1 protein-coding gene (running past one end of the window) is annotated in these 15,713 nt (G+C 63.5%); it reads right to left on the reverse strand.

The window, feature by feature from the left end; all coding sequences use genetic code 11:
• Nucleotides 1-15,713, reverse strand: the 3' portion of a protein-coding gene (locus H8F23_RS01265) for a non-ribosomal peptide synthase/polyketide synthase (protein ID WP_194933131.1). 2,131 nt of this gene lie beyond the right edge of the window; the window shows 15,713 of its 17,844 coding nt (coding positions 2,132-17,844); its start codon lies off the right edge, out of view — the gene reads right to left on this strand; it ends in the stop codon at nt 1-3.

Here is a 15,713-nt window from a genome sequence, read left to right on the forward strand (position 1 = left end):
TCAGGAAACCACTTGGCCGGCCGGCACTTTCAGGCCGTCATGCCACCACGCCGCGAGACTGAAAACGTTGGGCGCCTTGAGAATCGTGAAGTGGTTGCCCGGCCCGTACCACACCGCCAGATCCGTCACCTGGCGTTGCCAGCCTTCGACCATCGCCGCTTGCTCGCGCTGATTGCCCCACGCATCCAGCGTCGGGTCATCGACCAGCGCCAGCCGCACCGGCCCGGTGTAGGCCAACTGCGGTTGATAGACCGTGCGCAAGGCTGTGGCGAAAGTGCGGACCGGGCCGTGCATGGCCTGCGCTGACGAACGCGCAGACAACACACCGGCGCGCACCATGCCCTCGTGCAACAGGCGCATTTGCGTGGTGTCGTCAGCCTCGGCGAACGCCAGCGGGTCGATGCCCAACGACTTGCCGCTGGACAGTTGCAGCGTCTCGATCAAGCGTTCCAGTGCGGCAGTCGTGGTGTACGGTTTGCCCGCCGTACCGTTGCCGCCGGGAGATTCGCTGTCGATCAGGGTCAATGACGCCACCTCACGCCCCGCCGCCTGCAACTGCGCGGCCATGGCATGCGCGACCCACCCGCCGAAGGAATGGCCGATCAGGTGCACCGCACCTTGCGGGTACAACTGCTCGACCGCTTGCAGATAGCACTTCGCTGCCGCTTCAACCTGGCGGTGCGGCACGCCGCTGCCATCGAGCCCGCGCGGTTGCAGGCCGATGATCGGCCACTCCGGGCCCAAGGCCTCGGTCAGGTGAATGAACCCGGTCACACTGTCGCCCGCCCCAGGCACGCAGAAGATCGGCGCATGCCCGGCGTGCCCGCTCTGAATGGTCAACAGCGGCTGATAGGCCTCTGGCTCCGGGACCTGCGCAGCGGCCATCGCCTGACTCAAGGCCTGACCGAGCGCCTGAATATCCGGAGCTTTCATCATGCTGCGGTGATCACCCGGGACATCGATGCAGCGCAGCAAACCTGTACTGATCTTGTTTTCCCAACCACGGGTCGGACTCGGCTGCGCCTGCCCCGGCATCAGTGCCTGAGCGCGGAACAAGTGCACCGGCTGACTGGCCGGGCTGACCCGGTAATGCGCCAGCGCCAGGCCATGAGCGGCCTCACGATCAAAGTAACTCCAGGCATCCGCTGCACTCAGTGCGGCCAGTTCCGGGTCAGGCAATTGCTGTTCGCAGCAGCGCTGGAACAGCTCATCGAATGCAATGCGTTCGACTTCAGCCTCCAGCCGCTCGACCTCAGCCAACGCCGGCAGCCCTTCTGCACCGCGCATCTGCGAACGCGCGCGGCAGTGCTCCAGCAACTGACGCTTGTCGCGATGCGCGCCGCTCCAGCGGGTTTTATCCTGACTGGCCGGATGCGGCGCGTAGGTATCGAGCAGGCCGACAAACGCCACCGCCTCATCGAGACCAAGCAACTGCTGAGCGATTTCATACGCCAGCAAGCCACCAAACGACCACCCGGCCAGACGATACGGCCCATGGGGTTGTACCGCGCGGATAATCCCGACCATCCGCGTGGCCATGCATTCAAGGGTACGCAGTTGCGGTTGACCCAGAGGTACACCGGGCAAACCGTAAATCGCAAACTGCCCCTCGATGTGCATCGCCAATGCCGGGAAATACACCTCCCTGCCGCTGAACTCATGGATCAGGAACAGCGCATCGCCGCCCTCGCCCGGCCGCACCACGACCAGTCCTTCCGGCTGTTCGGGCGCGGCATGGCGTTGACCGAGCAGCGCGGCCAGCGACTCGACACTCGGACGCTGGAACAGCTCCGCCAGCGTCACCTGCTGCCCCGCACGTTGCAGCAGGTTGACCAGACGAATCGCCAACAGCGAATGCCCGCCCAATTCGAAGAAGTTGTCGTGGCGTCCGACCTGCTCGACATTCAGCACCTCAGCCCAGACCCGCGCCAACACGGTTTCGACCTCGCCTTCAGGTGCTTCGTAATGTCGACTGAGTACCGCGTCGAGGCCCGGCGCCGGCAGCGCCTGACGGTCGATCTTGCCGTTGGGACTCAAGGGCAGAACGTCGAGCGCAACAAACGCACCCGGCACCATGTACTCGGGTAACTGCTCAAGAATGAACGCGCGCAGCATGTCGATAGCCGGAGCAGCGCTGCCCTCGCGCAATGTGAAATACGCGACCAGACGCTCGTCGCGCATCAGCACCACCACCTCGCGCACACCCGGGTGCTGGATCAAACGCGCTTCGATTTCACCGAGTTCCAGGCGCAAGCCGTGCAGCTTGACCTGGAAGTCGTTGCGCCCGAGGAATTCGAGGTTGCCGTCAGCGCGGTACCGCACCAGATCGCCGGTGCGGTACAAGCGATCACCGGCCACAAACGGACTGTCGATAAAGCGCTCGGCCTGCATCTGTGGCAGTCCCATATACCCTCGCGCCACGCCGATGCCGCCGATGTGCAACTGGCCAATAACACCGAGCGGTACCGCTTGGTCATGCGCATCGAGCACGTACAAACGGGTGTTACAGATGGCCTTGCCAATGGGCAATTCGGTGGATGGCACGGGCATGTGCGGTTCCAGTGTCCACGCGGTGCTGTCGACCGTGGCTTCGGTCGGGCCGTACACGTTATGCAGGCGTACCCACGGCAGTTGCTGGCGTACTTCGCGGGCCAGGGCCGCCGTGAGTTCGCCGCCACCGCAGAACACATCGGTGAGGCTGGTGCATTCACTGACGTCTTGCAGCTCGAGAAATTGCTGCAACAGCGCCGGCACAAACTTGACCACCGTGACCCGCTGCTGACGAATCACTTGCGCCAGATACGCCGGTTCCCGGTGACCTCCCGGCCGTGCCAGCACCAGACGCACACCGGCCGTCAGTGGCCAGAAGAATTCCCACACCGAACCATCGAAACTGAATGGCGCTTTCTGCAACAACGCGCCATCCGGAGTCGGCGGGCAGATCTGCGAGCCCCAATGCACCAGATTGCACAAACCACGATGTTCGAGCATCACGCCTTTTGGTGTGCCGGTCGAACCTGAGGTGTAGATCATGTACGCCAGATTCGAAGGACTCAGGCCTGGCACTTGCGGATCGTTTTCTGACTGGTCGTGCCAGGTGCATTGGTCAAAGTCGATCAACACTGCCCCAGCCTCGGCAAACAGCGATCGCGTGGCCGTCTGCACCAGCACCGCCACCGGCGCGCAGTCCCTGAGCATAAAGTCCAGGCGCTCCGCCGGATAAGCCGGATCCAGCGGCACGTACGCGCCACCGGCCTTGAGAATGCCGAGCAGCCCCACCACCAGATCAAGCCCACGCTCGACGCACAGCGCCACCCGCGCGTCCGGCCCGACGCCTTGCTCACGCAGGTGATGCGCGAGGCGGTTGGCACGGGCATTCAGCTCGCGATAGGTCAGGCTGTGTTCGCCCGACTGCACGGCGATGGCATCCGGCTGACGCCGCACCTGTGCTTCGAACAGGCTCTGCACCGGTTGCTCGACCGGGCAATCAAGCGCCGTCGCGTTGAAGTCGCCGAGCAGGCGTTGCTGTTCATCCTCGGCCAGCAACTCGACTTGCGCCAACACCGCCTGGTCATCACTGACCAGCGCCGCCAGCAAGCGCTGGAAGTAACCGACAAAACGCTGCACGGTCGACTCATCGAACAGCGCGGTGGCGTAGCGCAGCGAGCCACGAACCCCGTGCTGGCTTTCGCCCAGACTCAGCGACAGGTCGAACTTCACAAAGTGATTTTCCCCGGCCACGCCTTCCAGCGTCAGCTCGTCGAGTGCCAGGGCTGGCGCCACGCTGCTGTCCCAGCTCAGCAACGTCTGGAACAACGGTGTGTGGGAAAGGCTGCGCAGCGGTCGGGTGACTTCCACCACGTGTTCGAACGGCAGATCCTGATGCGCCTGCGCTGCCAGAGTCTGGGCCTTGACCCGCGCCAGCAGCGCTGCCCCCGTCAGATCGCCCGAGGTATCGATGCGCAGCGCCAGGGTGTTGACGAACATGCCGATCAACCCTTCGATTTCGGCGCGGGTACGGTTGGCGACTGGCGAGCCGATGACCACATCGGACTGCCCGGACAGACGCGTAAGCAGCATCGCCCAGGCGCTCATGATCACCATGTACGGCGTCACGCTGTGGCGCTGACACAACGCCTTGAGACCGGCGCTGGTCTGCGCGTCCAGCACGACCTCGACACTGCCGCCGCGGTGATCCTGTTGCGCCGGCCGTGGTCGGTCAGTCGGCAGGCTCAACAATGCCGGGGCGCCGGCCAAGGTCTGCTGCCAGTAATCACTCTGGCGCTGCAACACCTCGCCGCTCAGCCAGCGCCGTTGCCATACCGCGTAATCCGCGTATTGCAGGGCCAGCGGCGGCAGCGGATCGGCCTCGCCGTGGCTGAACGCCTGATACAGCGCCATCAATTCATGGGTCAGCACGCCCATCGACCAGCCGTCAGAGATGATGTGATGCATCGTCAGCAACAGCACATGGTGATCATCGGCCACACGCACCAGCCGACCGCGAATCAACGGGTCGTCCTGCAAGTTGAACGGTCCGCGCGCTTCAGCGTCGACCAAAGCACGCAAGGCCTCCTCGGTCTGCGGCTGTTGCCGCCAATCTTCCACAATCAGCGTCAGGCCACTGTCGTCCGAGGCAATCAGCACCTGTGCTTCGTCGTTCAGTTGGGTGAACCGACTGCGCAGGGTTTCGTGACGAGCGACGATTCGCGCCAATGCCCGTTGCAGTGCCACGGCGTCGAGTCGGCCACGCAGGTGCAAGCCCAGAGGAATGTTGTAGGCGGTGTTGCCGCCATCCATTTGCGCGAGGAACCACAAGCGTTGCTGGGCGAACGACAACGGCAGCACCTGATCGCGCGACGCCGGCAGAATCGGCGGCAAGCTGCTGAGTTCGGCCTGACTCAACACTTCGGCGACCGCCGCCAGTTCCGGGTTGGCAAACAGATCGGCCAGCGCCAGCTCCACGCCCAATTGCTGGCGCACCTGGGAGAGCATGCGCATGGCCAGCAATGAATGGCCGCCGAGTTCGAAGAAGTTGTCATAGCGACCGACCTGCCCGACCTGCAACACCTCGGCCCAGACCTGCGCCAGGCTTGCTTCCAGTGGATTGGCTGGTGCCTCGTAGGCCCGACTGAGCAGTGCCTCCTGCGTCGGTGCCGGCAACGCCTTGCGATCGACCTTGCCGTTGTTGTTCAACGGCAATACATCGAGTTGCACCCACGCGGTGGGCACCATGTATTCCGGCAGTCGCGCGTGCATTTGGGCGTGCAGTTCAGCGCTGTCCAAGTGCTCATCGTGCGCCGTGTAGTACGCCACCAGACGCGGGGAGTCCTGTCCGTCGCGGCGCGCCAGCACCACCGCTTCCTTGATCCCCGGGCAATTCAGCAGGCGATTCTCGATTTCTCCCGGCTCGATGCGGAAACCGCGAATCTTCACCTGATCGTCGTTACGCCCGATGCAATCGAGTTGCCCCGGCGCCAGCCAGCGCGCGAGGTCGCCGGTGCGATAGAGCAACGCGCCCGGGATCTCGCTGAACGGATCGCAGAGGAATTTCTCGGCAGTCAGATCCGCCCGGTTCAGATACCCCAGCGCCACGCCCTGCCCGCCGATATACAGCTCGCCGGTCACGCCCATCGGCACCGGCTGCTGATACGCATCAAGCACGTAAACCTGCGTGTTAGCGATCGGCCCGCCAATCGGCACGCTCTCGGCGTTTTCTGCCACTTCGCGCACTTCAAAGGTTGTGGCGTAGGTGGTGGTTTCAGTCGGGCCGTAGCAATGCACGATGCGCAGTGTTGGCGCCTCGGCCAACATTCGACGAAACGCCGCCGGATCGCCCCGTTCACCGCCGCACAGCAGAATCCGCAGGCCCTTGAGCGCCTGCGGAATCAGTTGCACGTATTGATTGAACAGCGCGGTGGTGACGAACAGGATCGTTGCGCCACTGCTGCTCAGTTCACGGCCAAAGGCATGCGGATCGAGCAAGGTTTGATGGTCGATGATCACCACGCGACCGCCATTGAGCAGCGGCCCCCAGATGTCCATGGTGCTCGCATCGAACGCCGGGTTCGAGGCGAAGACCACACGATCCTGCGCATTGAAATCGGCGTAACCGTTGTTGAGCACCAAGCGGCCGATACCCCGGTGCGGCACCATCACCCCTTTCGGCGTGCCGGTGGAACCGGAGGTGTACATGATGTACGCCAACGACTCGGACGACTGCAGCAGGTTCGGGTTATGCGTCGGCTGGCCGTTGAGGGTCAGCCTGTCGAGGTCGATACGCGGCGCGGCGTAGTCGATGACTTCGCCGCTCAAGGTCAACAACGCCACCGCGCGGCAATCCTCGACCATGAACGCCTGGCGCTCGCTCGGTGCATTGATGTCCAGCGGCACATAAGCGGCCGCGCATTTGGCAATGGCCAGTTGCGCGACCAGCAACTCCAGCGAACGCGGCAGCAGGATCGCCACGTGATCGCCCGGCTGCACGCCGTGAGCAATCAGGTGATGGGCCAGGCGGTTGGCTTGCGCGTTGAGTTCAAAGTAGCTCAGCGAATGCGCGCCATGCACGGCCGCCACCGCTTTGGGATGCGCGGCTGCCTGCTGTTGGAACACCCCGTGTACGGTCAGTGTTTGCGGGTAGCCTCGCGCCGTGGCGTTGAAGTCGTACTGCAAACGCTGGCGCTCATCGTTTGCCAGCAATGGCACACGTTCCAGCACCGTCTGATCATCGGCAATCATCGCTTCGAGCAGACGTTCGAAGTAGCCGATGTAGCGCTTGATCGTCAGCGCATCGAACAGCGCCGTGGCGTAGTTCAGCGTGCCGCGAAGCACTCCGTTGACCTCGCCCAGTGTCAGCGTCAGGTCAAACTTGGCGACATCGCCGGTCCCGGCAACACCCTCCAGCGTCAGCTCGCCCAAGGCCAGTTGCGGGCCAACGCTGCCGTCCCAGCTTAGCGTGGTCTGGAACAACGGGCTGTGCGCCAGGCTGCGCACCGGTCGGACGATTTCCACCACTTGTTCGAACGGCAGATCCTGATGCGCCTGCGCTTCCAGTGTCCGCGCCTTGACCTGTGCCAGCAGCGCTTCGACGCTCGGCGCGCCCGAGGTGTCGATGCGCACGGCGAGCGTATTGACGAACATGCCGATCAGGCCTTCGACTTCAGCGCGGCTGCGGTTGGCCACCGGCGCGCCGATCACCACATCGGATTGCCTGGACAGCCGACTCATCAGCAACGCCCAGGCACTCATCAGGGTCATGAACAGGGTCGCGCCGTGACGCTGGCTCAAGGCCTTGAGCGCCGCACTCAAACGCTGGTCCAGCAGCACTTCGACGTTGCCGCCGGTGTAATCCTGTTGTGCCGGTCGCGGGCGATCGGTGGGCAGCGTCAACAAGGCCGGCGCACCTTCGAGGGTCTGCTGCCAATACTCGCTTTGCCGCTGCAGCACCTCTCCGCTGAGCCAACGCCGTTGCCACACGGCATAGTCGCCGTATTGCAACGTCAGGACTGGCAACGGGTCAGGCTGTCCCTGGCTGAACGCCTGATACAACGCCATCAACTCAGCCGTCAGCACGCCCATCGACCAGCCGTCAGCGACAATGTGGTGCACGGTCAGCAACAGCACATGGTGATCGTCGGCCAAGCGCACCAGTCGCCCACGAATCAGCGAATCATTCTGCAGATCAAACGCTGTCGAGGCTTCCTGCGCCATCAATACTTGCAAGGTGTGCTCGGCCTGCGGCTGTTGGCGCAGATCTTCTACGCGCAGTAGCAAACCGTTATCGACCGGGGCAATCGACACCTGTGCGCTGTCGTCGATGCGGATGAAACGGCTGCGCAGGGTTTCGTGGCGGGCGACGATCCGCGCCAGCGCCGATTGCAGGGCATCGACGTCGAGGTGACCGCGCAGGCGCAAACCGAGAGGAATGTTGTACGCCGAGTTGCCACCCGCCATTTGCGCAAGAAACCACAGGCGTTGTTGGGCGAAGGACATCGGCAGCGCCTGATCACGCGGTGCCGACAAAATCTCCGGTAACGCGCTGCGCCCGGCGCGGTTCAATACTGCAGCGATTGCGCTCAATTGCGCATCGGCAAACAGATCACTCAGCGCCAGTTCGACGCCGAGGCGCTGACGGATCAGCGAGACCATGCGCATCGCCAACAGCGAATGACCACCCAGTTCGAAGAAATGATCGTGACGGCCGACCTGCTCGACTTGCAGCACTTCAGCCCAGATCTGCGCCAGTGCGGTTTCCAGCTCGCCTTGCGGTGCCACGTATTCGCGGGTCGGCAGCGCGGCCAGATCCGGTTTCGGCAATGCCTTGCGGTCGACTTTGCCATTGGCGGTCAGCGGCAAAGCCTCAAGCCGGACAAACGCTGCCGGCACCATGTAGTCCGGCAACTGTGTCAGCAGATGCTCGCGCAACTCGCCCACCGCCAGTGGTTCGGCCCCCGATTGTTCGGTGAAATAGGCCACCAGTCGCGGCTGGCCGGGTTGGTCCTCGCGGGCCAGCAGCACCGCTTCGTTGATACCGGGGAGCTGATTGAGGCGAGTCTCGATTTCGCCCAACTCAATGCGCATGCCACGGATTTTCACCTGGTCGTCGTTACGTCCCAAGTAATCGAGCGAGCCGTCTTCGCGCCAGCGGGCAAGGTCACCGGTGCGGTACATGCGCGCATTCGGCAAGGGGCTGAACGGGTCGTGCAGAAAGCGCTCGGCAGTCAGGTCGGCGCGGTTCAGATAACCCCGGGCCACACCGGCCCCGCCCACGTACAACTCGCCCATGACGCCCATCGGCACCGGCCGTTGCTGCTCGTCGAGCAGGTAAACCGCCGCGTTCGCCACCGGTTTGCCGATGTGCAACGCCGCGCCAACGTCGATACGCCCGGAAGTCGCGACTACGGTGGCCTCGGTCGGGCCGTAGTTGTTGATCACGGCGAAGCGCTGCTGACGGCTGAACTGGCGCAAGCGATCGCCACCGATCAGCAAGGTGCGCAAGGTCGGATGATCGAGGTTCTGACTGAACGCATATTCGGCGACCGGTGTTGGCAAAAAGCTCACGTCCAGCGGCTGCGCACGCCACCAGTCGAGCAACCCATCGATGTCTTCAGCGCCGTCATGGGTTGGGGCCAGGTGCAGGGTCGCGCCCGCGCACAGGGCCGGCCAGACTTCCCACGCCATCGCATCGAAACCAAATCCGGCAAGGCTTGAGGTGTGGCTGCCGGCGCGTAAATCGAACGCTTCACAGTGCCAGTCGACCAGATTGGACAACGTCTGATGTTCGACCATGACGCCTTTGGGCAGGCCGGTCGAACCCGAGGTGTAGATCACGTACGCCAGATGCGCAGCGCTCAGGCCCGGCACCGCAGGGTTGTGCTGCGCCTGCGCCGGCCATGCGCACAGATCGACATCAATCACTGGCACGCCCGGTTGCGGCAGTCTCTCGTGCAGATCGCTTTGCGTGAGCACCGCGACGGGTGCGCTGTCGTTCAGCAAATAACTGATCCGCTCGGCAGGATGCGCCGGATCGATCGGCACATAGCCGGCGCCGGCCTTGAGGATGGCGACCAGCCCGACCAATGTATCCAGGCCCCGGCGGGTGACGATGGCCACGCGGTCATCGGCTTTCACCCCGATGGCGATCAAGTGATGTGCCAAGGCATTGGCCTGGCGATTGAGCTGCAAGTAAGTCAGTGGCTGTCCGGCAAACACCGCTGCAATAGCCTGCGGACGCTCGGTGACCTGCGACTCGAAGCGCCGGGCAATCGTCAGCCCACGCGGGTAGTCAGCCTCGGTAGCGTTGAAACTCACCAGTAGCTGTTGACGCTCTGGCGTCGGCAGGATCGACAACCGGTCAAAGCCCACGTGCGGCGTGTGCTCCAGTGCCTCCAGCAACGTCATCAACGCTCCCTGCATGTACCCGCAGATACGCTGCGCATCAATGCCGGCCCCGGCCAATACCTTCAGGCGGAAGTCTTCACCGAGATCATCAACGCTGAGAGTCAGGCGATAGTTGGTGTGTTCCTCGGCAGCGAGCAATTGCATGCCGTGCCACGCCGCTTGCAACTCAGCCGATATCGGCCCGACCGGGGCGCTGTGACGATAGTTGAGCAGCGTGCTGAACAGCGGTGTGCCCGCCGGCATGGCGCTGCATTGCTGCACCTGCGCCAGTTGCGCATGTTCATGGGCCAGCAACTGACTCAGGCGTTCGTGGGTCGCCAGTGCGGCGCCTTTGACGCTATGGGCGTTCAGCTCGATGCACAGCGGCAAGGTATTGATGAACACACCCAGCGCCCGCTCGGCGCCTTCTCCGCCCTGCAATCGCCCGAGCAACACCGTGCCAAACACCACGGCGTCGCGTCCGGACAATTGCCCCAGCACCTGTGCCCAGGCGAGGTGCATCAGGCTGGCGGCGCTGACCCCCAAACGCCGGGCCTGCTGACGGATGCTGTGGCTCAGCGCGTTTTCCAGGTCCAGTTGCGCCTCTTGTGCAGGGCCATCGCTGGCCAGATTCTGCCCGTAAGGCAAGGTCGGCTCATCAACAGCGCCGAGCATCTCGCCGAAGAAACTGGCGTGCGCTTGCGCGGACAGGCCGGAACGGGTGTGCGCCACGTAATTGCGGTACGGCACCGGTTCGCTCAGCAGCCCGTCGTTGCCCAGCAGAAACGCCTGCATCTCGTGCTGCAACACCTCCAGCGCCACGTGATCCATCACCAGGTGATGGAACAGCAGCAACGCCACCACGCGTTGATTGGCCTCATCGCGGCCGTGCACCACGCGCATCAGCGGCGCCTCGGTGACGGGCATGCGGTAGCTATCGATGGTGAAGCGGCGCCGCAACTGGCTCAGCGCATCGCCCGCTTCGCCGTCCAGCAGCAAGGCCTCGCAGCCCAGCGAAGCCTGACGCCAGACCACTTGCACCGGCTCTTCCAGCCCCTCCCAGAACAGCGACGTGCGCAAAATGTCATGGCGTTCGATTACCCGTTGCAGGGCATCAGTGAACACTTGCAAACGCTGTTCATCGGCGAAGGCAAACTGCGCCTGCAGCACATATGGATCGCCGTGCGCGGCCGACAGATGATGGAACAGGATGCCGGTCTGCAAAGGTGCCAGCGGGTAGATGTCCTGAACATTGCGCGCACCGCCGGGGACACTCGCAACGATACGGTCGATCGTCGCTTGGTCCAGCGCTACCAGCGGCAACAATTCGGGCGTGATGCGCGGGCAATCGGCCGCAATGAGGTTTGCCGGCACCGCCGCATCAGGTTCGCCGCCCACAGCCGCAGCGAGCGCGGCCAATGTCGGCTGGCCAAAGAGCACACGAATATCCGCCGACAGGCCGGCCCGACGCATGCGCGCAACCAGATTGACCGCCAGCAACGAGTGACCGCCCAGTTCGAAGAAATGATCGAAGCGCCCTACCCGCTCGACCTTCAGCAACTCGGCCCAAATCGCGGCAATCACGGTTTCGACTTCACCGATCGGAGCTTCGTATTCCCGGCTCAGCAGCGCAGTCTGGTCAGGAGCAGGCAAGGCTTGGCGATCCAGTTTGCCGTTGGGGCTCAGCGGCAAGGCCTGCAAATGCACAAACACGGCAGGCACCATGTAATCCGGCAAGTGTTTGAGCAGTTGGCTGCGCAACTGATCGATTTCCAGCAGTTCGCCGCTGTAATACGCCACCAGCCGTTGATCGCCCGGCAAGTCTTCACGGGCCAGCACCGCCGCTTCACGCACGCCGTCGATGTGCGCCAGATGCGCCTGAATCTCGCCCAGTTCGATGCGCAAACCACGGATTTTGACCTGATCGTCATTACGCCCCAGGTACTCGATGTTGCCATCGGCCAGATACCGCGCGACGTCGCCGGTGCGGTACAAGCGCGCGCCAGGCTGATCACTGAACGGATCGTCGAGGAAACGTTCGGCGGTCAGCTCAGGCCGATTCAGATAACCCCGCGCCACCTGCACGCCGCCGAGATACATCTCGCCGACCACCCCAAATGGCGTCGGTTGTTGGTGAACATCAAGGATGTACACGCGGGTATTGCACAGCGGTTTGCCAATCGGTGGCGCGCCTTGCGGTACCGGCGAATTCGCCTCCAGCGTCCATACGGTGCTGTCGACGGTGGCTTCGGTCGGGCCATAAACGTTGTGCAGGCGCACCTGCGGCAGATGTTCGCGCACGCTGCGCACCAACGCGGCCGTCAGCGCACCGCCACCACAGAACACATCGGTAAGGCTGCTGCACTCGCCCACCTCTGCCACTTCAAGGAATTGCTGCAACAGCGCCGGCACAAACTGAACGACGTTGACCTGTTGCTCACGAATCAGTTGCACCAGCGCGGCTGGATCGCGGTGGTCGTCCGGGCCGGCGAGAACCAGACGCATGCCGCAGCTCAACGGCCAGAACAGCTCCCACACCGAGGCGTCGAAACTCAGCGGGGTTTTCTGCAACAGCGTGGCGCCGGTAGAAAGCGGACACAGGCTGGCGCTCCAGTGCAGCAGATTGCCCAGGTTGCGGTGCTCGACCATCACGCCCTTCGGCGTGCCGGTGGAGCCGGAGGTGTAAATCACATAGGCCAGGTTCGCAGCGCTCAGGCCTGGCACCTGCGGATTGCTTTGCGCAAGGTCTTGCCAGGTGCAATGGTCGAAATCGACCAACACGCCGGCCCACTCGCCGATCAGCGCACGCGTCGGCGCATGCACCAGCACCGCCACGGGCGCGCTGTCCTCAAGCATGTAGGCCAGACGTTCGGCGGGATAACCCGGGTCCAGCGGCACATAAGCGCCGCCGGCCTTGAGAATCGCCAACAGACCGACCAGCAATTGCGGCCCGCGCTCGACGCAGATCGCCACCCGCGAATCGCGGCCCACGCCGCACTGGCGCAGGTGATGGGCGAGCTGGTTGGCGCGACGGTTCAACTCGGCGTAACTCAAACGCAATTCACCGGCCACCACGGCATCCGCGTCTGGCGTGCGCAACACCTGCGTCTCGAAGCGAGCATGAACAGTCTGCTCAAGATCGTGGGGGACCGTGGTTGCGTTCAGATCGACCAGCAGATGCTGACGCTCATCGTCCGCCAACAACGTCACCTGCTCCAACACCGCTTGATCGTTGCTGACCATGGCCTGCAACAGGCGCTGGAAGTAGCCGACGTAACGTTGAATAGTCGACTCATCGAACAAGGCAACGGCGTACTCCAGCACACCGCGTATCCCGTCCGGCGCGTCTGCCAGCGTCAGTGACAGATCGAATTTGGCAAAGTGGCTCGGTTCGGCAACGCTTTCCAGCGTCAGCTCGCCCAGACTCAGGCTGGCACCGTGGCCACTGTCCCAACTGAACATCGCTTGAAACAACGGGCTGTGCGCCATGCTGCGCGCAGGCTTGGTGATTTCCACCACTTGCTCGAACGGCAGATCCTGATGCGCCTGCGCATCCAGCGTCCGCGCCTTGACTCGCGCCAGCAGCGCCTCGGTGCTCAAAGCGCCCGAGGTATCGATACGCAGGGCCAGGGTATTGACGAACATGCCGATCAAACCTTCGATTTCGGCCCTTGTCCGGTTGGCCACCGGCGAACCGACGACCACTTCCGATTGCCCGGACAACCGACTCAACAGGCTCGCCCATGCGCCGAGCATGAGCATGTACATCGTCACGCCGTGACGCTGGGCCAAAGCCTTGAGCCCGGCGCTCAGGCGTTCGTCGAGCACCACGTCGACGGTGTTGCCGGCGTAATCCTGCTGCGCCGGGCGCACGCGATCAGTCGGCAGCGTCAACAGTGCCGGAGCACCCGCCAACGTTTGTTGCCAATACTCGCTTTGACGCTCCAGAACCTCACCACTGAGCCAGCGCCGCTGCCACACCGCGTAGTCGGTGTATTGCAACGCCAGCGGCGGCAGTGGATCTGGTTGGCCGAGGCTGAACGCCTGATAAAGCGCCATCAGTTCACGGGTCAGAACCCCCATCGACCAGCCATCGGAGATGATGTGGTGCAGGGTCAGCAACAGCACATGATGATCGTCGGCCAGCCGCACCAGGCGGCCGCGAATCAGCGCATCGTCTTGTAAATCAAACGGCCCCGAGGCCTCGCCCTGAATCAGCGCCGCCAAGGTCTGGTCGGCTTGCGGATGCTGGCGCAGGTCTTCAACACGCAGCAGCAGACCGCTGTCGACCGGGGCGATCAGCACTTGCGCCTGGTCATTGAACTGGGCGAAACGGCTGCGCAGGGTTTCGTGACGCGCAACGATACGCGCCAAGGCTTGTTGCAGCGCATGCTCATCCAGTTGCCCACGCAGGCGCAGGCCGATGGGAATGTTGTACGCGGTGTTGGCGCCCTCCATTTGTGCGAGAAACCACAAGCGTTGCTGGGCGAACGACAGCGGCAAGGCGCCGTCTCGGGCCACCGCGACAATCTCCGGTTGCGTGCTGCGCCCGGCTTGCGCCACCGCCTCGGCAACCGCAGCCAGTTCGGCGTTGGCAAACAGATCGCCCAGCGCCAGCTCGACGCCAAGACGCTGGCGAACCTGGGACACCATGCGCATGGCCAACAGCGAGTGACCACCGAGTTCGAAGAAATGATCCTGACGCCCGACTCGCTCGACTTGCAGCACCTGCGCCCAGATCTGTGCCAAGGCGCTTTCCAGTTCGTTGTGCGGCGCCTCGTATTCGCGGGTGAACAGCGCCGCTCGCTCGGGTTTCGGCAGGGCCTTGCGGTCGACCTTGCCATTGGCGGTCAACGGCAGTGCGTCGAGTCTGACGAAGGCCACCGGCACCATGTAATCCGGTAACTGGGTCAACAGGTGCGCGCGCAACTCGGCCACGGCCAACGGTTCGACCTGGCTCTGCTCGGTGAAATACGCCACCAGTCGCGGCTGGCCGGGTTCATCTTCACGCGCCAGCAGTACGGCTTCCTGAATACCGGGCAACTGATTGAGGCGGGTTTCGATTTCACCGAGTTCGATGCGCACGCCACGGATTTTCACCTGATCGTCGTTACGCCCCAGGTACTCGATCGTGCCGTCGGCGCGCCAGCGTGCGAGATCGCCGGTGCGATACATGCGCGCATTCGGCAAGGGGCGGAACGGGTCGTGGAGGAAGCGTTCGACGCTCAGGTCGGCACGGTTCAAATAGCCGCGAGCGACCCCGGCACCGCCAACATACAACTCGCCCATGACGCCAATCGGCACTGGGCGCTGCTGTTCATCGAGCAGATACACCGTGGCATTGGTCACCGGTTTGCCGATGTGCAAGGCATCGCCTGCCTCGATTCGCCCAGAGGTGGCGACCACGGTGGCTTCGGTCGGGCCGTAGTTGTTGATCACGTCGAATTGCTGGTTGCGGCTGAACTGGCGCAAGCGGTCGCCACCGATCAGCAGTGTGCGCAGCGTCGGGTGTTCAAGGTTCTGGCTGAAGGCGTATTCGGCGACGGGCGTCGGCAGGAAACTCACGTCCAGTGGCTGCGCGCGCCACCACTCGAGCAACGCATCGATGTCCTCGGTGCCCTCGTGAGTCGGTGCCAGATGCAGGGTCGCGCCGGCACACAGCGCCGGCCAGACTTCCCAGGCCATGGCGTCGAAACCGAACCCGGCAAGGCTTGAAGTGTGGCGACCGGCGCACAGATCAAACGCGCTGCAATGCCAATCGACCAGATTCGACAAGGTGCGGTGTTCGACCATCACCCCTTTGGGCAGGCCGGTGGAGCCAGAGGTGTAGATCA

This window comes from Pseudomonas neuropathica (assembly GCF_015461835.1).
GTDB lineage: Bacteria > Pseudomonadota > Gammaproteobacteria > Pseudomonadales > Pseudomonadaceae > Aquipseudomonas > Aquipseudomonas neuropathica.